Consider the following 18,800-nt stretch of genomic DNA (forward strand, 5'->3'; position numbering starts at 1 on the left):
TGGCGCGGACCATTCTCCTCCGGCGAGGAGGGCTCGGAGATTCGATGAAAGCGCACCAGAAGATGCTCGTCGGCATTGCCTCCGGCGCGGTGGCGGGCCTCGTCGCCAACGTCGTCGCGGGCGGCGCGCCCTGGCTGGCCTTCGTGGTGGACAACGTGGCCTCACCGGTGGGGCAGATCTTCATCCGCCTGCTGCTGATGCTCGTGGTGCCGCTGCTGTTCTCCGCCATCGTCGTGGCCGTGGCGGAGCTGGACCTCAAGCAGGTGGGGCGGCTGGGGGCTCGCACGCTGGGCTACACCGTCGTCCTGTCCTCCATCTCCGTCCTCATCGGGCTGGTGCTGGTCAACACGCTGGAGCCCGGCGCGGGCCTCAGTGACGAGGCCCGGGCGCTGGCCCAGGGCGGGATGACCATCCAGGCGGCCGCCGCGCCGGGAGCGTCCTCGTTCGGCGCGGTGCTCGTCTCCATGGTGCCCACCAACCCCATCAAGGCCGCGGCGGAGGGAGACTTCATCGGCCTCATCGTCTTCTCGCTCATCTTCGGCATGGGCGTGGCGCTCACGCCGAGCGAGCCCGTCCAGCGCCTGCGCGAGTCCATCCAGGGCCTCTATGACGTGATGATGAAGCTCATCGACGGCGTGCTGAGCCTGGCGCCCGTCGGTGTGGCCGCGCTGCTGTTCGCCATGACGGCGCGGCTGGGCTTCGGCATCTTCGTGCAGCTCGCCTCCTACATGGGCACGGTGCTGCTGGCGCTGGGCCTGCACATGTTCGTCGTCTACTCGCTGTCGGTGCGCTTCCTGGGCGGGCGCAGCCCCATCGACTTCTTCCGCAGCAGCCGGCTGGCCATCGTCACCGCCTTCTCCACGTCGTCCTCCAGCGCCACGCTGCCCACCGCGCTCAAGGTGGCGGAGGAGAACCTCAAGCTGCCGCGCAACGTGTCGCGCTTCGTGCTCACCGCCGGCTCGGCCATGAACCAGAACGGCACCGCGCTCTTCGAAGGCGTCACGGTACTCTTCCTCGCCCAGGTCTACGGCGTGCCGCTCAGCCTGTCCGACCAGGCGCTCATCATGTTCATCTGCATCCTGGCGGGCATCGGCACCGCGGGCGTGCCGGCGGGCTCCATTCCCGTCATCGCGATGATTCTGGGCATGTTCAAGATTCCGGTGGAGGGCCTGGGGCTCATCCTGGGCGTGGACCGCTTCCTGGACATGTGCCGCACCACGCTCAACGTCACCGGCGACCTGGCCGCCGCCGTCTACGTGGCGCGCGGAGAGTCGGCCGACAGCCCGGCCGAAGAGGGAGCCGTGGACCCCACTGCTTCCTGACGCCGGGCATTTCCCGCCGCACCTTCCCCACAGCAAACGCAGTCCCACCGCCGTCATCGGCAAGGAGCCCCGCATGAGGGTCGCCAAGGATTCCGTCGTCTCGCTCGAATACCGGCTGCACCTGGGAGACGGCCAGGTCATCGACCAGAGCGCGCCCGAGCAGCCGCTCTCCTATCTGCACGGGCACCGGCAGATCGTCCCGGGGCTCGAAGGGGCCCTGGAGGGCATGAGCTTCGGCGAGAGCAAGCAGGTGGTGGTGACGCCCGGCCAGGGCTACGGCGAGCACGACCCGGCGGGCGTGCGCACCGTGCCTCGCAGCATGCTGCCGCCCGGCTTCTCGCCGCAGGCCGGCCAGTCGCTGATGGCGCAGACGGACCAGGGCGACATCCCGCTGCGCATCCAGGAAGTGCGCGATGACGGCGTCGTGGTGGACCTCAACCACCCGCTGGCCGGCAAGACGCTGCACTTCGACGTCACCGTGAAGGGCGTGCGTGCCGCCACGCAGGAGGAACTCTCCCACGGCCACGTCCACGGGCCGGGCGGGCATGAGCACGGCTGACGCAGGCTCCTGACGCGGCGCGGCCAGCCTCCCGGGTTGGCCCGCCCCGTCAAACGCGGTGCTCGCCGGGGGGCGTGGGGGTGAACTATCTTCGCCGCCCCCATGAGCCAGTCCCCCTCTCAGACGCCCAGTCCCAGCGGCCTCCGCATCCAACCGTCCGACTCACCGGGTGACGCGGGCGCCTCCGCGGCCCAGGATCCGGAACGTTACTGGCTGGAGCACGTCTACCAGGGTGGGGTGCGTCAGCTCACGGTGCGCGCCGTCATCGCCGGCATGGTGATTGGCGCGGTGATGTGCCTGTCCAACCTGTACGTCATCCTCAAGACGGGCTGGAGCCTGGGCGTCACCATCACCGCCTGCATCCTGGCCTTCGCGGTGTTCGGCACGCTGCGCTCGATTCGGGTGCTGAAGACGGAGTTCACCGACCTGGAGAACAACGCCATGGGCTCGGTGGCGTCGGCCGCCGGCTACATGACGGGCGGTGGCAACATGGCCGCGGTGCCCGCGCTGCTGATGCTGACGGGCACGCTGCCGTCCTCGGGCTGGCTGATGGTGTGGTTCGCCGTCATCTCCGCGCTGGGCGTCTTCGCGGCCATCCCCATCAAGCGCCAGCTCATCAACGTGGAGGCGCTGCCGTTCCCCACGGGCACGGCCACCGCGGAGACCATCCGCGCGCTGCACGGCCATGGCGAGGTGGCCCGCCGCAAGTCGCGGCTCCTGGGCATCGCGGGCGGCATCGGCGCGCTCGTGGTGGCGCTGCGGGACGCGCGCTTCACGTGGCTGACCAACATCCCGGAGAAGGTGAGCCTGCCCTTCACGATGCTGGGCAAGAAGGCGTCGGCGTGGTCGCTCTCCTTCGAGTTCAGCCTGCTGCTGGTGGGCGCGGGCGCGCTGGTGAGCTTCCGCACGGGCTGGTCCATGTTGCTGGGCGCCGTGCTCACCTACGGCTTCCTCGCGCCGGCCATGGTGAGCCAGGGCGCCATCGGCGAGGTGACCTACCGCTCCATCAACAGCTGGATGGTGTGGACGGGCTCGGCGGTGCTGGTGTCCTCGGGCCTGCTCTCCTTCGCCTTCCAGTGGCGCAGCGTGGCGCGCTCCTTCAAGTCGCTGTCCGGCCTGTTCAAGGGGAAGAACGCGAAGGAGGAGGAGGCCGACCCGCTGGCCGGCATCGAGTGCCCGCCCGCGTGGTTCCCCCTGGGCTTCGCGATTCTCGGCCCGGTGGCCGTGTTCCTCATGGCCTACCTGTTCCAGATTCCGTGGTGGGCGGGCGTGCTGGCCATGCCGCTGGCCGTCGTCATGGGCGTCATCGCCAGCCGGGTGACGGGCGAGACGGACACCACGCCCACCAAGGCGCTGGGCCCCGTCACGCAGCTCATCTTCGGCGGCCTGGCGCCGGGCAACATCCCCGCCAACGTCATGAGCGCCAACGCGACGGGCGGCGTGGGGCTCCATTCCGCGGACCTGCTGACGGACCTCAAGTCCGGGTGGCTGCTGGGCGCCAATCCGCGCCAGCAGTTCGTCGCGCAGCTCTTCGGCGTGGTGGCCGGCGCGGCCGTGGTGGTGCCCGTGTTCAAGATTCTGGTGCCAGACGCCAGCATGCTGGGCACGGAGGAGTTCCCCGCGCCCGCCTCCATGGTGTGGGCCGGCGTGTCGAAGCTGCTCGCCACGGGCGTGGCCGCGCTGCCGGGCTCGGCGCGCATGGGCGCGCTGTGCGGCGCGGCGCTGGGCATCTTCCTGGTGCTGCTGGAGCGCTGGGCCCCGGCGAAGGCCAAGGCCTACGTGCCGTCCCCCGCGGGCTTCGGGCTGGCCATCGTGATTCCGGGCTCCAGCTCCATCGCCTTCTTCCTGGGCTCGGCCATCGCCGCGCTGCTGCGCCGCACGAAGCCGAAGCTGGCGGAGGACATGGTGCTGCCGGTGTCCTCCGGCTTCATCGCCGGGGAGAGCCTGCTGGGCATCGGCATCGCGATGGCGAAGGCCTTCGGCGTGATGCCCAAGTAGGCCGCCGCGGGGCGGGGCGCCTCAGTCCACCCGGAAGGTGGAGAACGAGGCGCCCGCCACGAAGCGGAAGGTGGGCGTGTCCATGCCGGCGCCCACGCCCGGCCCGCCCAGGACGTAGAGGTCCAGCCAGGACAGCGCGTGCTTGCGGATGGCCACCAGCAACTCGCCGCCCGGACGCCCACCTTGCAGCGGCAGCCCCGCCACCAGGCTCACCTCGCCGCGCGTGCTCTCCCCGGCCCGCGACGTCACCGTGGCGCCCAGCCGCAGCTCGCTGCCGATGACGTCCTGGGAGAAGCCGGACACGCTGGCGAGCTCGTGCTTCTTGCGCACCAGCACACCGGCCTCACCACCCACCTGCCACGTCTCCGCCAGGAAGCCGACCTGCAGGCGGGGGTGCACCGCGTAGTCGTCCCGGGCCAGCAGCGCCGTGCTGCCCACCGGGAGCGCGGCCGACAGGTCCGCCGCCAACTGGAAGCCAAGGTCCTGACGCTTCAGCGCCGCGCGCAGGCCCAGCCACGGCGTCCCCATTCCCGAGCCTTCCGGGGCGTTGAAGTCCCGGAAGCGCGTGCCCCCTGGCTGACGATGAAGGGCACCTCCGCGGCGACCTGGAGCCACGGCAGCACGCCGTAGGCGGCCGTCAGGTCCATGGTGAAGCGGTCCTCCACCAGGCCACGGCCGCTGCCCGGCTCCCAGCGACGTTGGAAGGTGAAGGGGAGCTGCTCGTAGTGCCCCTGGACCGACATCCGCAGCGCGCCCTGGGGCAGCGTGCGGCCCGTGCCCACCATCAGCGAGCCCAGCGCCGCCGGGTCCAATTCCAGACGCTGGAGGTTGAAGGAGGGGAGCGACCGGCCCTGGGCCCGCGCTTCAGCGGGGCCAACGAACAGGGCCAATGAAGACAACACAGAGACAAGCGCAAGCGCAGGCCGGGACGGCAAGACGCGCCTCCAATGAAACACGACGTGAATGCGACGGCCCGAAGTCCCGCACGAGTCGCACGACACGCCAGTCCCGTGCAAGGGCGGCACGCCTACCCTTGCGGCCAGCAAGTATTGGGGTTCCAAACAACTTGCCGGCTTGACGGGCCAGTCGTCCGGATTCTTCCCGTGTTTCCGTGAAGTCTCATTCCCAGACATGGCTGGGAATGGACAGACGCGCGCGGCGCCTACGCGCTGGCGGCGGCCAGGTCCTGCAGCTCCTGCCAGCGCGTGTACAGCCGGTCCACCTCGGCGACGGCGGCGTCCAGCTCCTTCTGCACCTCCGCCACCTTGGGGCCGTTGCTGTACACGGCGGGGTCGGCGAGCTGGGCCTCCAGGCCGGCCTTGCGCGACTCGGCGGCCTCGATGGTGGCCTCCATGCCGTCCAGCTCGCGCTGGTCCTTGTAGGAGAGCTTCCCGGGCTTGCGCGCGGCCTTGGCGGGCGTGGGCGCGGGCTCATCCTGCTTGGGGCCCGGCTTCGGGGCGGCGGGGGCCGCGGCCTTCGCGTCCGCCTGCTCCTTCAGCCGCCGGTACATGGCGTAGTTGCCCTCGTAGCGGGTGACGCGGCCTTCGCCTTCGAAGGTGAGGATGCTGGTGGCCACCTTGTCCAGGAAGTACCGGTCGTGCGTGACGAGCAGGGTGCTGCCCCCGAAGTCCAGGAGCAGCCGCTCCAGGATGTTGAGGGTGACGATGTCCAGGTCGTTGGTGGGCTCGTCCAGCACCAGCACGTTGGCGCCCTCCAGGAACAGGCGCGCCAGCAGCAGCCGGTTGCGCTCGCCGCCCGACAGCGCCTTCACCTTCATGCGCTGCATGGGCACGGGGAAGAGCAGGTCGTCCAGGTAGTCGCGCAGGGCAATCTTCTGGTCGCCCAGCTCCACCCAGTCCTCGCCCTGCGAGGCTGCTTCGTACACGGTGGCCTCCAGGTCGAGCTGCGCCCGGCTCTGGTCGTAGTACGCCACCTTCGTGTTCTTCCCGATGACGAGCTTGCCGCCGTCGGGCTCCACCTCGCCCAACAGCACGCGCAGGAAGGTTGTCTTGCCCACGCCGTTGGGACCCACCAGGCCCACGCGCTCGCCGCGCTGGAGGCGGAAGTTCACACCGTCCAGTACCTTGCGGTCGCCGAAGGCCTTGTTCACGCCCTCGGCCTCGATGACGGTGTGGCCCAGCCGGGGCGCCGCCGCCACGCGCAGCTCCGCCACCTTGGGGCGCTCGAAGCCCTTCTCCGCCATCAGCTTCTGCGCGCGCTCGATGCGGGCCTTGCTCTTGGTGCGGCGGGCCTCCGGGCCCTTGCGCAGCCAGGCCACTTCCTGGGCAATCCAGCGCTCGCGCTTGTGCTGCGCCAGCGCGGCGTTCTCCTGCGCCACCAGCTTCTGCTCCACGTAGGCCTGGTAGTTGCCGGGGTAGGACGTGACGCCCGCGCCGGGCTGGATTTCGACGATGCGGTCCACCAGGCCGTCCAGGAAGTACCGGTCGTGCGTGACGAGCAGCAGCGCTCCGGGCAGTTTGTCCAGCTCCTCCTCCAGCCAGTCCACCGTGTCCGCGTCCAGGTGGTTGGTGGGCTCGTCCAATAGCAGCAGGTCCGGCCGCGTCAGCAGGGCCCGGGCGATGGCCACGCGTTTGCGCAGGCCGCCGGACAGCTGCGCCACGGGCCGGTCCCAGTCCTTCACGCCCAGCCTGTCCAGCAGCGTCTTCGCGTGGTGCTCGGTGTCCCAGCCGCCCATCTGCTCGATGCGGTCGCTGAGCGCGGAGAACTGCGCCATCAGCTTTTCCTGCTCGTCCGCCGGGGCGGACTCCATCCGCTTCGCCAGCTCCGCGTGAGCGGTCAGCGCCTCCTTCAGCGGCCCCTGGGACACGGACAGCTCGGAGGCCACCGTGGCGCCTTCGGGGAACTCCGGCTCCTGGGGCAGGTAGGTGACGCGGGCGCCGCGGCGCAGTTGGAGCTCGCCCGTGTCGGCGCGGGCGGCCCCGGCCAATATCTTCATCAGCGACGACTTGCCGGAGCCGTTGACGCCCACCAGGCCCACCCGTTCCCCTTCCTCGATGGTGAAGGTGAGGTCCTGGAAGACGGTGCGGCTTCCGAAGCTGAGCTGGACGTTGGCGGCGCGGAGCAGCGTCACGGGATTGGACTCCTGAAAAGGCGAAAGGCGCCCCTCATTGAAGAGGGACGCCTTCCTTACCGCCAGAGTGTGGCGGATGCGCGGACTACTTGCGCGCGGCCTGCTCGGCGGCCAGCTTCTCCTTGTACGCCGCCATCAGGGCCTCGGACTCGTTCCGGGGCACCGGCGTGTAGCGGGAGAACTCCATCGTGTACTCGCCCTTGCCCTGGGTGGCGGAGCGCAGGTCCGTGGAGTAGCCGAACATGGTGTTCAGCGGCACCTCGGCCACCGCCGTGACGTAGCCCTCGGCCGTCTCGGTGGAGAGGATGGTGCCACGGCGCTGGTTCAGCTGACCCACGACGGAGCCCTGGAAGTCCTCGGGAGCCTGGACCTCCACCTTCATCATCGGCTCGAGGATGATGGGCTTGGCGGCCGCATATCCCTCACGGAAGCCCATGATGGCGGCCGTCTTGAACGCCATTTCGGACGAGTCCACCGCGTGGAAGGCGCCGTCGTTGATGACCACGCGCACACCCACCACGGGGAAGCCGATGAGGCTGCCCTTCTTCACGGCCTCGGTGAAGCCCTTGTCGCAGGCCGGGATGAACTCGCGGGGGATGGAGCCGCCCACGATGTCGTCCACGAACTCGTACTGCTGCACCGCGTCCGAGGGCAGCGGCTCGATGTAGCCGCACACGCGGGCGAACTGGCCGGAGCCGCCCGTCTGCTTCTTGTGCGTGTACGCGAACTCGCCCTTCTGGCTGATGGTCTCCCGGTACGCCACCTGCGGCTTGCCGGCCTGGACCTCGCAGTTGTACTCGCGCTTCATGCGCTCGATGTAGATCTCCAGGTGGAGCTCACCCATGCCGCGGATGATGGTCTGCCCGGACTCCTCATCGCGGTGCACGCGGAAGGTGGGGTCCTCCTTGGTGAAGCGGTTGAGCGCCTTGGAGAAGTTGGCCAGCGCGGAGCGGTCCTTGGGCGCCACGGCGAGCGAAATCACGGCGTCCGGGACGTGCATGGACGTCATCGTGTAGCTCACCGCGCCATCGGTGAACGTGTCGCCGGACGCGCACTCGATGCCGAACAGCGCAACGATGTCACCCGCGGTGGCCTCGTTGATGTCGTTCATCTGGCTGGAGTGCATGCGGACGATGCGCGGAACCTTGACCTTCTTCTGGTTCGACTGGTTGATGATGAAGTCGCCCTTCGTCACCCGGCCCTGGTAGATGCGCATGTACGTCAGCTGCCCGTAGCGGCCGTCCTCGAGCTTGAACGCGAGGCCCACGAAGGGCTTCTCCGGGTCGGAGTCGAGGATGACCTTCGCCTCGTTGTTCTTCTGGTCCAGCGCCTCGTTCGTCGCCTCTTTGGGGTTGGGCAGGAACGCGCAGACGGCGTTCAGGAGCAGCTGCACGCCCTTGTTCTTGTAGGCGGAGCCGCACATGACCGGCGTCATCTTCAGGCCGATGGTGGCCCGGCGGACGGCGGCGATCAGCGCCTCGTTGGAGATGGGCTGGTCGGCCAGGAACAGCTCGCCGAGCTGGTCGTCGACCTCGGCCACGCCTTCGATCATCTGCTGGCGGCGCGTCTTGGCCTCCTCGAGCAGCTCCGCCGGGATCTCCTCTTCACGGATGTTCTCGCCGCTCTCGCCATCGAAGTAGTACGCCTTCATTTCGATGAGGTTGATCAGACCCTTGAGGCGGTCCTCGGCGCCGATGGGCATCTGCATCTGCACCGGGTGGTGGTTCAGCTTCTCCTTCAGCTGGGCGGCCACGCGGTCATAGTTCGCGCCAGAGCGGTCCATCTTGTTGACGAACGCGATGCGCGGGACGCGGTAGCGCTTCATCTGGCGGTCCACGGTGATGGACTGCGACTGCACGCCAGCGACCGAGCAGAGGACCAGGATGGCGCCGTCGAGCACGCGGAGCGAGCGCTCCACCTCGATGGTGAAGTCCACGTGTCCCGGGGTGTCGATGAGGTTGATGTTGTAGTCGCCCCACATCGCGAACGTGGCGGCGGACTGGATGGTGATGCCCTTCTCACGCTCCAGGTCCATGTTGTCCATGACCGCGCCCACGCCGTCCTTGCCGCGGACCTCGTGGATCTCGTGAATGCGACCCGTGTAGAACAGGATACGCTCAGAGAGCGTCGTCTTGCCCGAGTCGATGTGGGCGGAGATACCGATATTTCGAATCTTCTCGATGGGTGCGTTGGCGGCCACGATCCGGTCCTTCTTCTCTTGAAAGTGCCTGACGGAACAGAGCAGGCGGGGCCTCTACTTCCCACAGGACGTAGTTTCCAGCCAAATCCGCATGGAAATTGACCCACCCGGGCCTACCTCCACCTACTCAATGCCGTTCTCAGTTGGGGTTTTTTAACGATGAGCGCGACAAAAAACTTCTCCCTCGCCCGAGCCTGGCTGGACGCTTTCAACGCCTACGACGTGGACGCGCTGGTGGCGCTCTATGCCGAGGACGCCACCCACACGTCCCCCAAAATCCGGGTGCTGCACCCGGAGACTGGCGGGCGGCTGGTGGGGCGGCAGGCCCTGTCCGCATGGTGGAAGGCGGCCAACGCCCGGCTGCCGGGGCTGCGGTATGAGCTGGTGGCCCTCACCGCGGACGAGGACCGGGTGTTCATGGAGTACCTGCGCCATGCGCCGGGGGAGGCCCCCATGCCGGTGGCGGAGGTCTTTGAGGTGCGCGACGGCCGGATTGTCGCCTCGCGGGTGTACCACGGCTGAAGTCCCCCACCTTCCGTGAAGTGGGCTAGCGTGGCCGCCAATGGCGAAGAACTCGAACCCCAGCGCATTCGACAGGGACTTCGGTTACCTGATGCCGTTCCTGGACCGCGTGACGGCGGCCGCCTCTGACCTGGAGGATGCGTCCGCGCGCGCGGAGCTCACCCGGTTGATGGTGGAGGAGAAGGCGCGCTGGCAGCGCATCCAGGAACTGCTCGGAGGGGCGGGGGCCGCGGCGCCGCCGCGCCCGCGCCGGCCCGGGAAGCGCCCGCCGAGCCACCCCGGCTGGCGCGGGGCTCGGCGGACGAACTGCACGAAGCGGCCCCTTTCGCCACGGGCCTCACGGTGGGCAGCCTCAGGGGCAGCCGCTGAGCTGGTCCAACGCGTCGAAGGTGGCCGCCTTGTAGGCCTCTGACAGCGTCGGGTAGTTGAAGCACGTCTCCACGAAGAGCCGGGCAGTGGAGCCGGTGAGCAGGGCGGTGAGGCCCACGTGCACCAGCTCGGAGGCCTGCGGCCCCATGACGTGCACGCCCAGCAGCTTGAGGCTCTCCCGGTGGAAGAGCAGCTTCAGCAGGCCGTGCGTGTCCCCCAGAATCTGTCCGCGCGGGTTGGTGGCGAAGGCGGCGCGGCCGGCCACGTAGGGCACGTTCAGCTTGCGCAGGGCCTCCTCCGTCTCGCCGGCCATCGACACTTCGGGGATGGTGTAGATGCCGTAGGGCAGCACCGGTGCCATGGTGCGCACGCCGCCCAGGTCGAACGCGTGCTCCACGGCGATGCGCGCCTGGTCCATGGACGTGGAGGCCAGCGCCGGGAAGCCGATGACGTCCCCCACGGCATAGATGTGGGGCAGGGCCGTCTGGTACGTGGGGCCCACCTCCACCTGGCCGCGCGGGCCCACCTTCACGCCCAGGGCCTCCAGCCCCAGGCCCGCCGTGTTGGCGGTGCGGCCGGAGGCGACCAGTACCTGGTCCGTCTCCAGCACGGCGCCGGAGGAGAGCATCATCCGGATGGGGGTGTCCGCGTCCCGTGGTGCGTCCACCTGCTCCACCACTTGGCCAAAGCGCAGCTGGATGCCGAGCGCCTCCATGCGCTGGCCCAGCAGCGCGGAGAACTCGTCGTCCAGGAAGGGCAGGAGCTCCTCACGCGCCTCCACCAGCGTCACGGGGATGCCCATGGCGGCGAACATGCACGCGTACTCACAGCCGATGACGCCGGCGCCCACCACCACCAGTGAGCGCGGCAGCCTTTCGAGCTCCAGCACCTCGTCCGAGTCGTGGATGCGCGGGTCCTCGAAGGGGTACAGCTGCGGCCGGTACGGCGACGAGCCGGTGGCCACCAGGATGGTTCCGCCGGTGAGGCGCCGCTCCGGAGAGTCCTGGCGCCGCACGACGACGGTGTTCGCGTCCACGAGCGCGCCGGTGCCCTGGATGATTTCCACCTTGTGACGCTGGAGGTTGCGGGCAATGCGCTCGCGCTCGATGTCCTTCACCCGCCGTTCGCGGAAGAGGAAGTCGGACACCGTGGCCTCGTGCCGCAGCGTCGTCTCCACGCTGTACAGCCCGCGCGCCCGGAAGCCGGACAGGTGCAGCGCCGTCTCGCGCAGCGTCTTGGAGGAAGGGTGCCCGTGTTCGCCGCGGTACCGCCCAGCACGGGCTCCCGCTCCACCACCGCCACGCGCTTGCCCGCAAGCGCCGCCTGTACCGCGCCCCACTCACCCGCCGGGCCAGAGCCAATCACCACCAGGTCGAAGTCCGCCATGGAGGCGAAGGTACGCGACCCCGCCGGTCGTTTGAAGCCGCTGCAAGCGGCTAGGGGCCGAGGGCGCGCGCCCCTCGTAGCGAAGTCCCTCTCGGACCTCGTCGTCCGTCAGCAGCCGGAAGGTGCCTTCGGGGATGCCTTCCAGGTCCACGCCGCCAACGGCCTCGCGGTGCAGCGCGCGCACGGGCAGGCCCACGGCGCCGAGCATCCGCTTCACCTGGTGGTGCCGGCCTTCCGTGAGCGTCACCTCCACCGTGTGCTCGTCCCGCACGTTCACCTTCGCGGGGCGGGCAGGGCCATCATCCAACGTCATGCCCCGGCGCAGGGGCTCCACCCGCTCGTCGCTCGCGGTGCTGAAGACGGTGGCCACGTACCGCTTGGGCAGGTGCGCGTCCGGGGACGTGGCGTGGGCCACCAGCTTGTCGTCGTTGGTAAAGAGGAGCAGGCCCGTGGAATCCACGTCCAGGCGGCCCACGGCGTGCCACGTGTATCCCGCCAGCTCCGGTGGGAGCTGGGGCAGCAGCGCCTCGAAGACGGTGCCGGTGCGGTGCTGCCGCTCCGTGGAGGACAGCAGGCCCGCGGGCTTGTGGAAGGCCAGCACCCGCGTGGGCGGGGCCTCCAGGGACACGACGAGGCCGTCCACCTTCACGGTGGCGCCCGGCGGCACGGGCGTCAGCGCCATCTTCGCCACGCGGCCGTTGATGCTGACGCGGCCGGCGCGGATGGCGTCCTCCGCTTCCTTCTGGGGAAAGACGCCCGCGCGGGCCAGCGCGCGCGACAGCCAGTCCGGCTTCTCCTTGCCCTCCCAGCGTTTGTGTTGCGGCGGCGGCTTCGGCTTGTCGGGCTTGCGAGGCATGGGCGCGGCACTGTACCCGGCCGGGCCTCGGGCGGGGGCGGGAGTTGAACGGGCCCAGGAGGCGCTGTCGCGATGAAGCCGCGTGAACGGGGGACGCCCGGCCGGCCGGTCCGTGTCCACGCGGCCGGCGTGGCCCTTCGGGATGACGGGCAGGAACGTGCGTCGGTGGACACCTTCCGAACATGCGCACCCGGATTCCATACCTGACGCTCCTGGTCCCCGTTCTCGCGCTCGCCCAGTCACGGGCGCGGGCGCCCATCGGCGGGGAGCCCGCGCCCGCCCAATCCACGTGGCTGTGGGTCCTGCTGCTGGTCGTGGCCGCCGCTGTCCTCGCCTGGGGCGCGGTGCGCATGGCGGGGCGCAAGGGGCCGCCGACGTCCGGGTCCGGGGGGATTGGCGTGGGGAAGGGGACGGGGCTGCCCCAGAAGCCCCGCTCCGTCTAGGGCGCGGGCTGACGCTTGCGGAGGCTGTGCAGCGCGGCCAGCCACAAGCGGGCTTCCTTCCGCGTCAGCCGTGAGCGCCGCAGCGGTGCGAACAAGTCCCGCACCGCCGTGCGGCCCGGCTGGGCGTCCACGAGGAAGCCTCCCGTCGTGAGGACGGATTCCAGCGTGGACTCCACCTGCGCGAGCTCCGCGTCCGTGGCCGCGGCGGGCAGCGGGCCGGGCGGCGTGGCGGCGGCCTCCAGCAACGCCACGCGGACCTCGTAGGCGTACAGCAGCACGGCCTGCGCCAGGTTGATGGAGGGCTGTTCGGGCGCGGTCGGCACGGCGGACAGGTCGTGCACGCGCTCCACCTCCGCGTTGGTGAGTCCACTGCGCTCGTCACCGAAGACGAGCGCCACGGGCCCTGGGGTGCCCGGGCCACCAGCTCCTCACCCACCGCGCGTGGAGGAAGCCGGCGCTTGCCTTCGACCTTGCGCGAGCTGGTCCCCACCACCCAGACACAGTCCGCCACGGCCTCTTCCAGCGTGTCCGCGCGTCGCGCCGTGTCCAGCACGTCCCCGGCGTGGACGGCGAGCCTTCGCGCCGGCTCCAAATCCTCCACCTCCGGGCGGACCCAGACCCAGTCGGACAGGCCGCAGTTCTTCAAGGCCCGGGCGGCGGCGCCCAGGTTTTCCGCGTTGCGGGGGCGCATGAGGACGAATCGGACAGGCAGCACCATGCGCGGGGCACCTTAGCGGTTTCTCGCAGCCTGAGGACCGCGGATGGAGGTCCCGCCGCGTCGCGGACTCCGCTAGCCTGGGGGCCTCGAAAGCCTTCGCAGGCGCCCAGGAGCCACGGACGGTGTGGCTCCCTGGACACCCTGCGGGTCCGCTGACGCGCGGGGGACGCGTCAGAGCCGCGGGCGCCTGACCACAGCCCTCTCTTCCTCGGCGTGTCCTCGTCCGGCACGCCTTGTGAAGAACACGCGTCATCTTCTGGAGGAATCATGGGTTCGCAGTCCGTCGTCACGCAGCGGCCATCGTGGGCGAAACGCTCGCGCTGGCTCCTCGCGGCCATGTTGGTGAGCGCCACGCTCGCAGGCTGCAAGAAGGAACCGGAGTCCACCGAGCCGCCCGCGTCGCAGCCCCAGGCGCCCGTCGCCGCGCAGCCGGCGGACTCGGGGACGGCCGTGGCGCAGGCGCCGACGCCCCCGCGCCCGAGCTGCTGACGCCCGTCGTCCGCGCGGTCTCCACCAGCGACGTGCTGCCGCAGGACATCGTCATCGAGTTCCCGCGGGAGGTGCGCCCCAACGATGGCTCGGTTCTGAAGGACACCATCGTGACCATCACTCCGGAGGTGCCGGGCAGCCTCTCCTGGTCCTCCCCGTCCACGCTGACCTTCAAGCCGTCGGGGGCGGGCTTCGCCTTCGACACGAAGTACGCCGTCTCGCTGGCGTCGGTCGGGCTGGATTCGGGCGTGGTGAAGCCGGCCGCGGTGGGGGACTGGTCGCACACGTTCACCACGCCGCCCTTCCAGTTCGTCCGGATGGTGCCGCGTCAGCTCGACACGGTGAAGGGCCGCGTGGAGGTGGAGGTCGTCTTCTCCGGTCCCGTGGATATCGCCGCGGTGCGCTCGCGGGCGGGCTTCCGGGTGGGTGGGCAGGCCGTGGGTGACGTGAAGTGGCGCACCCTTCCCACCACGCGCAACGTCGTCAGCGCGCAGCTCACCAGCGGGCTGCTCAAGCAGGGGCGCACGGTCGACTTCAGCCTCCAGGCGGGACTGCCCGCCGCGTCGCAGGCGAAGGCGACGGCCCCCGCCGCGCGCAGCGCGTTCGAGCTCCGCGCCGGCAAGCGCATGGACATCACCCGCGCCTCGGTGGAGCAGGGCGCCACGGGCTTCTACATCGAGGTGAGCTGCCGGGACGTGGACGGCGCCGAGCCGCCCTCCCCGCGCGAGACGGAAGGGTATGACCCGTACTACTGGGACCACCGCAACAAGGGCTGCACGCTGGATGACGGCGTCGCCGCGGAGGCCATCCACCTGACGCCCGCCGTCAAGGTCTCCGTCGCGCCGTCCCGCCGTGGCTTCCGCATCTTCGGTGACTTCAAGCGCGGCTCCTACGCGCTGCGCATCGACGCGGGCACGACCTCGGTGGGCGGCGGCATGCTGCTGGCCACCTACGAGGAGGCCTTCGCCGTCCCCGCGCGCTCGCCGCAGCTGTCCTTCGCCACCTCCGGCCGCTACCTGCCGCGCAGCGCGTGGCGCAACCTGCCGTTGCAGCACCTCAACCTGGACTCGGTGGAGCTCACCGTCCGCAACGTGCCGCCGGAGAACCTCGTCTTCTGGATGAGCGACGACTCCCGCGAGCGCGCGGACGAGCGCACCTCCAACGTGGTGGCGAAGCGGACGCTGGCGCTCAAGTCGCAACCGGACACGCTGGCGACCACCTACGTGGACGTGGCCAGCCTGGTGCCGGCGAACACGAAGGGCCTGGTGGAAATCACCGCGAAGCAGAGCCACCACGTGGCGGCCAGCCGCATCCTCCTCACCAACCTGAGCCTGGTGGCCAAGCGCGGTGAGGCCGCGCCGGGCTCCAACGGCGCCGGTGAAGTCTGGGTGTGGGCGCTGGGCATCGAGAGCACCGAGCCGCTGTCGGGCGTGGAGGTCTCCCTGGTGAAGAAGAGCGGCGAGTCGGTGGCCCGCTGCACCACGGTGGCGGCGGATGGCTGCCGGCTCCAGGTGCCCGCGCCCGGCGTCGACGACAGCGCGCCCTTCGCGCTCATCGCCCGTGACGGCGAGGAGCTGACGTACCTCAAGTACAGCGAGCTGAAGACGGAGATTGCCAACGCGGACGTGCATGGCGAGCCCTACCGTTCGGAGAAGGCCTACCGCGCGTCGGTGTGGTCGGACCGGGGCGTGTACCGCCCGGGCGACACGGCCCACATCGCCGCGGTGCTGAGGGGCCAGGATGACAAGGCGCCGCCGGCGGGCATGCCCGTGGAGCTGGTGGTGGTGGACCCGCGTGAGCGCGAGCTGAAGAAGGTGTCGCTGAAGACGAACGAGGCGGGCCTGGTGACGCTGGACCTGCCCTTCGAATCATTCCAGGACACGGGCAGCTACCGCGTGGTGCTGAACGTGGCGGACCGCGAAGTGGCAATCTACTCCGTCAGCGTGGAGGAGTTCGTCCCGGAGCGCATGAAGGTGGAGGCGCGCACGGAGCAGGCCGGCTACCTCCAGGGGGACGAAGTCCCGGTGGGCGTGGAGGCCGCGTACCTCTTCGGCGGCTCGGCGGAGGGCAGCCCGGTGGAGCTGACGTGCCGGCTGATTCCGTCCGCCTTCAAGCCGAAGGAGAACGCGCAGTACGCCTACGGGCTGTGGCGCCAGGACGGCAGCGAGCCCCGCCCCGTCACGCTGGGCCGGTGCAGGGTACGCTGGACGCGAAGGGACAGGCCGTCCTTCGTTGCCCGGCCCAGGGCGCCATGGGGGCCCTGCGGGGCGCCGGGGCGCTGAGCGCGCTGGCCAGCGTCTTCGAGTCGGGCAGCGGCCGCTCCACCCTGGGCAGCGTGACGGTGCCGGTGCACCCGGAGGCGTACTACGTGGGCCTCCAGGGCAGCACGGGCAAGGTGAAGGCCGGCAAGCCCTTCACGGTGAAGGGCGTGGTGGTGGACTGGGACGGCAAGCTGCTGGCCGCCTCGGACAAGACGCCCAAGACGGTGGACGTGGAGTTCCTGCGCCTGGAGGAGGAGTACGGCTCCTTCTACGACGAGAACGAGGGCTACGAGCGTTACCAGCGCTACCTGCGCCCGGTGCGTGAGGGCCGCTCCACGGTGGCGGTGAAGGATGGCCGCTTCTCGCTGGACGTGACGCCGGGCGCGGACTCCGCGGGCTACATCGTGCGCGTGCGCTCGGGTGGGGCCCAGACGGACCTGGAGCTGGAAGGGGAGGGTCGCTACTACTGGTGGGGGGAAGGCTCGCGCGTGGACCAGACGCCGCGCCCGCTCAAGCCCACCTCGCTGGAACTGGCGCTGCCGGCGAAGGGGCGCGTGGGACAGGCCATCACCGTGAAGGTGAAGTCGCCCTACAAGGGGCGCATGCTCTTCACCGCGGAGACGGACCGCGTGCTCGCCTCCCACTGGGTGGCGGTGGAGCCCGGCGAGGTGACGTGGAGCTTCACGCCGTCCGCCTTCGCGCCCAACGTGTACGTGAGCGCCTTCCTGGTGAAGGACCCGCACCTGGAGTCCGCGGAGGCCTTCATGCCGGACCGCGCCTTCGGCGTGGGCAGCGTCACCCTGGAGCCGGTGGAGTACACTCAGTCGGTGACGATGAACGTGCCCAAGGAGGTTCGCTCCAACGACACCCTCACGGTGGACCTGGAGCTGGGCCCGCAGGAGGGCCCCACCTTCGCCACCATCGCGGTGGTGGACGAGGGCATCCTCTCCCTCACGCGCTTCCAGAGCCCGGACCCGCAGAAGCAGCTCTTCACCCGGCGGGCGCTGGGTGTGGAGACCTACGAGACGCTGGGCTGGACGCTGCTGGTGCCGCCGGGCGGCGCGTCCCGCTCCACGGGTGGTGACGGCGAGGGCGGCGCGGATGGCCGCGTGCAGCCCGTCAAGCCGGTGGCGCTGTGGAGCGGCCTGCTGCCGGTGCCGGCCAACGGCAAGCTGCGCGTGCCTTTCAAGCTGCCCCAGTACCGCGGCGCGGTGCGGGTGATGGCGGTGACGGCGGGCCCGCAGCGCATTGGCCGCGCCAGCGCGCAGGTGTTGGTGCGCGACCCGCTGGTGCTCCAGACGACGTTGCCTCGCTTCCTCACGCAGCACGACGAAATCCAGGTGCCCGTCTTCGTCACCAACCTGTCCGGCAAGGCGCAGGACGTGAAGGTGACGCTCAACGCGGAGTCACTGCCGGTGCCAGGGCTGGTGATGCCCGCGGCGGCCACTTCGCCGCTTCAGCTGCTGGGCAAGAGCGAGGGCACGGCGCGGGTGGCGGACGGCAAGTCCCATACCTTCGTCTTCCAGGCCCGCGCGGTGCAGGCGGTGGGCGCGGCGCGGCTGTCGGTGACGGTGGAGGGCGGCGGCTACACCTCGAGTGAGTCGCTGGACGTGCCGCTGTCTCCGGCGGGCCCGCGCGAGCGCCTGGTGCAGCAGATTGAACTGGCGCAGGGGACGACGGACGTCTCGCAGTACCTCCAGGGCTGGGTGCCCACGACGGAGCGCTCCACGCTGTGGGTGACGGCCAACCCGTACGCGCGCTCGCTGCAGCACCTCGCGTACCTGGCGCGCTACCCCTACGGCTGCGTGGAGCAGACGACGTCCGCCACCCGTCCGTTGCTGTACGTGTCCGAGCTGGTGAACGACGTGGACCCCACGCTGACCGGGGGCGGGACCGTGGGCGACATGGTGCTGTCGGGCATCAACCGCATCCTGGCCATGCAGACGCCGTCGGGCGGCTTCGGCTACTGGCCGGGCGCCACGGAGCCGGTGGGCTGGGGCTCGGCGTACGCCGCGCACATGCTGCTGGACGCGCAGAAGCTGAAGTACCCCGTGCCGCAGGACCGGCTGAACGACGCGCTCACGTGGATGTCCACCGAGCTGAACAAGTTCGAGAGCCGCCAGGGCCGCGACGACATGTACACGGACAGCGCGGAGGCCTACATGCACTACGTCCTCTCCGTGGCCGGCAAGGGCCGCAAGGCGCGTGTGCAGAAGATGGTGGACGCGCTGGCGGAGCGGGCGAAGAAGAAGGCGCTCACGGGCGAGGAGCAGGAGCGTGACTACATGCTCAAGGCCTCGCTGTGGCTGTCGGGCGACCGGCGCTACGAGAAGGAGCTGCGCAACCCCGACCTGTCGCCCGTCACCGAGGAGCGGAAGAACGACTGGTCCTTCTACTCCGACCGGCGCCGCCGTGGCTTCATGCTCAGCACCTTCCAGGACTTGTTCGGCAAGGACGCGGCGGGTGAGCCGCTGGCGCGCATGGTGGCCGAATCGCTCCAGGCGCACTCCAGCGGCTGGTACACGACGCAGGAGTTGGTGTGGGGCATCACCGGCCTGGGCAAGCGGCTGCAAGGGACGTCCACCC

At 70.1% G+C, this 18,800-nt stretch carries 12 protein-coding genes and 5 pseudogenes; 9 read left to right on the top strand and 8 right to left on the bottom strand.

Annotated elements, in window-relative coordinates; genetic code table 11:
• Nucleotides 1-44: 44 nt before the first annotated feature.
• From QEG98_RS12535 to QEG98_RS12545, 3 genes are all read left to right on the top strand, one after another.
• Nucleotides 45-1,322, top strand: coding sequence for a dicarboxylate/amino acid:cation symporter (locus QEG98_RS12535; RefSeq protein ID WP_316566909.1), 1,278 nt, complete (start codon nucleotides 45-47; stop codon nucleotides 1,320-1,322).
• Nucleotides 1,323-1,395: 73 nt separating this feature from the next.
• A complete protein-coding gene (locus tag QEG98_RS12540; RefSeq protein ID WP_316566910.1) occupies nucleotides 1,396-1,881 on the top strand; it encodes a peptidylprolyl isomerase in 486 nt (161 codons plus the stop codon).
• A 102-nt stretch (nucleotides 1,882-1,983) separates the two neighbouring features.
• Nucleotides 1,984-3,879, top strand: coding sequence for an OPT family oligopeptide transporter (locus tag QEG98_RS12545; protein ID WP_090489534.1), 1,896 nt, complete (start codon nucleotides 1,984-1,986; stop codon nucleotides 3,877-3,879).
• Between the two features lie 21 nt (nucleotides 3,880-3,900).
• Here QEG98_RS12545 and QEG98_RS12550 read toward each other — a convergent pair whose 3' ends face one another.
• The 4 genes from QEG98_RS12550 to fusA form a co-directional block, all read right to left on the bottom strand.
• Nucleotides 3,901-4,407: a hypothetical protein gene (locus QEG98_RS12550; protein WP_316566911.1), complete on the bottom strand. Its 507-nt coding sequence runs from the start codon at nucleotides 4,405-4,407 to the stop codon at nucleotides 3,901-3,903.
• Nucleotides 4,371-4,769 carry a hypothetical protein gene (locus tag QEG98_RS12555; RefSeq protein ID WP_316566912.1) on the bottom strand — a complete coding sequence of 133 codons (399 nt, stop codon included), beginning with the start codon at nucleotides 4,767-4,769 and terminating at the stop codon, nucleotides 4,371-4,373. Before QEG98_RS12555 ends, QEG98_RS12550 begins: the two co-directional genes overlap by 37 nt.
• Before the next feature lie 272 nt (nucleotides 4,770-5,041).
• Nucleotides 5,042-6,970, bottom strand: a complete 1,929-nt coding sequence (locus QEG98_RS12560; protein ID WP_316566913.1) for an ABC-F family ATP-binding cassette domain-containing protein — start codon at nucleotides 6,968-6,970, stop codon at nucleotides 5,042-5,044.
• 85 nt (nucleotides 6,971-7,055) lie between these two features.
• Nucleotides 7,056-9,170 carry an elongation factor G gene (gene fusA, locus QEG98_RS12565; RefSeq protein WP_316566914.1) on the bottom strand — a complete coding sequence of 705 codons (2,115 nt, stop codon included), beginning with the start codon at nucleotides 9,168-9,170 and terminating at the stop codon, nucleotides 7,056-7,058.
• Between the two features lie 159 nt (nucleotides 9,171-9,329).
• On the opposite strand from fusA, the gene QEG98_RS12570 reads away from it, so the two are divergent.
• Nucleotides 9,330-9,692 carry a nuclear transport factor 2 family protein gene (locus QEG98_RS12570; protein WP_011552484.1) on the top strand — a complete coding sequence of 121 codons (363 nt, stop codon included), beginning with the start codon at nucleotides 9,330-9,332 and terminating at the stop codon, nucleotides 9,690-9,692.
• Nucleotides 9,693-9,732: 40 nt separating this feature from the next.
• Nucleotides 9,733-10,061 (top strand): annotated as a pseudogene (gene encD / locus QEG98_RS12575) (encapsulin nanocompartment cargo protein EncD).
• Here encD and sthA read toward each other — a convergent pair.
• From sthA to QEG98_RS12585, 3 genes and pseudogenes are all read right to left on the bottom strand, one after another.
• Nucleotides 10,045-11,301 (bottom strand): annotated as a pseudogene (gene sthA, locus QEG98_RS12580) (Si-specific NAD(P)(+) transhydrogenase); the annotation flags it as partial. The pseudogenes encD and sthA sit on opposite strands and share 17 nt — an antisense overlap.
• Before the next feature lie 53 nt (nucleotides 11,302-11,354).
• Nucleotides 11,355-11,429: pseudogene (locus QEG98_RS41855) on the bottom strand (hypothetical protein); the annotation flags it as partial.
• On the bottom strand, nucleotides 11,401-12,303 hold the full coding sequence (locus QEG98_RS12585; RefSeq protein ID WP_316566915.1) for a pseudouridine synthase: 903 nt from the start codon (nucleotides 12,301-12,303) through the stop codon (nucleotides 11,401-11,403). The gene QEG98_RS12585 and the pseudogene QEG98_RS41855, both read right to left, overlap by 29 nt.
• A gap of 182 nt (nucleotides 12,304-12,485) precedes the next feature.
• On the opposite strand from QEG98_RS12585, the gene QEG98_RS12590 reads away from it, so the two are divergent.
• The gene (locus QEG98_RS12590; RefSeq protein ID WP_141593078.1) at nucleotides 12,486-12,746 is read left to right on the top strand and encodes a hypothetical protein; all 261 of its coding nucleotides are present in this window, start codon (nucleotides 12,486-12,488) and stop codon (nucleotides 12,744-12,746) included.
• Here the strand turns inward: QEG98_RS12590 and QEG98_RS12595 are convergent.
• A pseudogene (locus tag QEG98_RS12595) lies at nucleotides 12,743-13,464 on the bottom strand (RNA methyltransferase). The gene QEG98_RS12590 and the pseudogene QEG98_RS12595 overlap by 4 nt on opposite strands.
• Before the next feature lie 267 nt (nucleotides 13,465-13,731).
• On the opposite strand from QEG98_RS12595, the gene QEG98_RS12600 reads away from it, so the two are divergent.
• The 3 genes and pseudogenes from QEG98_RS12600 to QEG98_RS12610 form a co-directional block, all read left to right on the top strand.
• The gene (locus QEG98_RS12600; RefSeq protein ID WP_316566916.1) at nucleotides 13,732-13,953 is read left to right on the top strand and encodes a hypothetical protein; all 222 of its coding nucleotides are present in this window, start codon (nucleotides 13,732-13,734) and stop codon (nucleotides 13,951-13,953) included.
• 32 nt (nucleotides 13,954-13,985) lie between these two features.
• Nucleotides 13,986-16,235, top strand: a complete 2,250-nt coding sequence (locus tag QEG98_RS12605; RefSeq protein WP_316566917.1) for an MG2 domain-containing protein — start codon at nucleotides 13,986-13,988, stop codon at nucleotides 16,233-16,235.
• 581 nt (nucleotides 16,236-16,816) lie between these two features.
• Nucleotides 16,817-18,253, top strand: a pseudogene (locus tag QEG98_RS12610) (alpha-2-macroglobulin family protein); the annotation flags it as partial.
• Between the last annotated feature and the right edge of the window lie 547 nt (nucleotides 18,254-18,800).

The sequence above is a fragment of the Myxococcus sp. MxC21-1 genome (genome assembly GCF_032612255.1).
Lineage (GTDB): Bacteria > Myxococcota > Myxococcia > Myxococcales > Myxococcaceae > Myxococcus > Myxococcus virescens.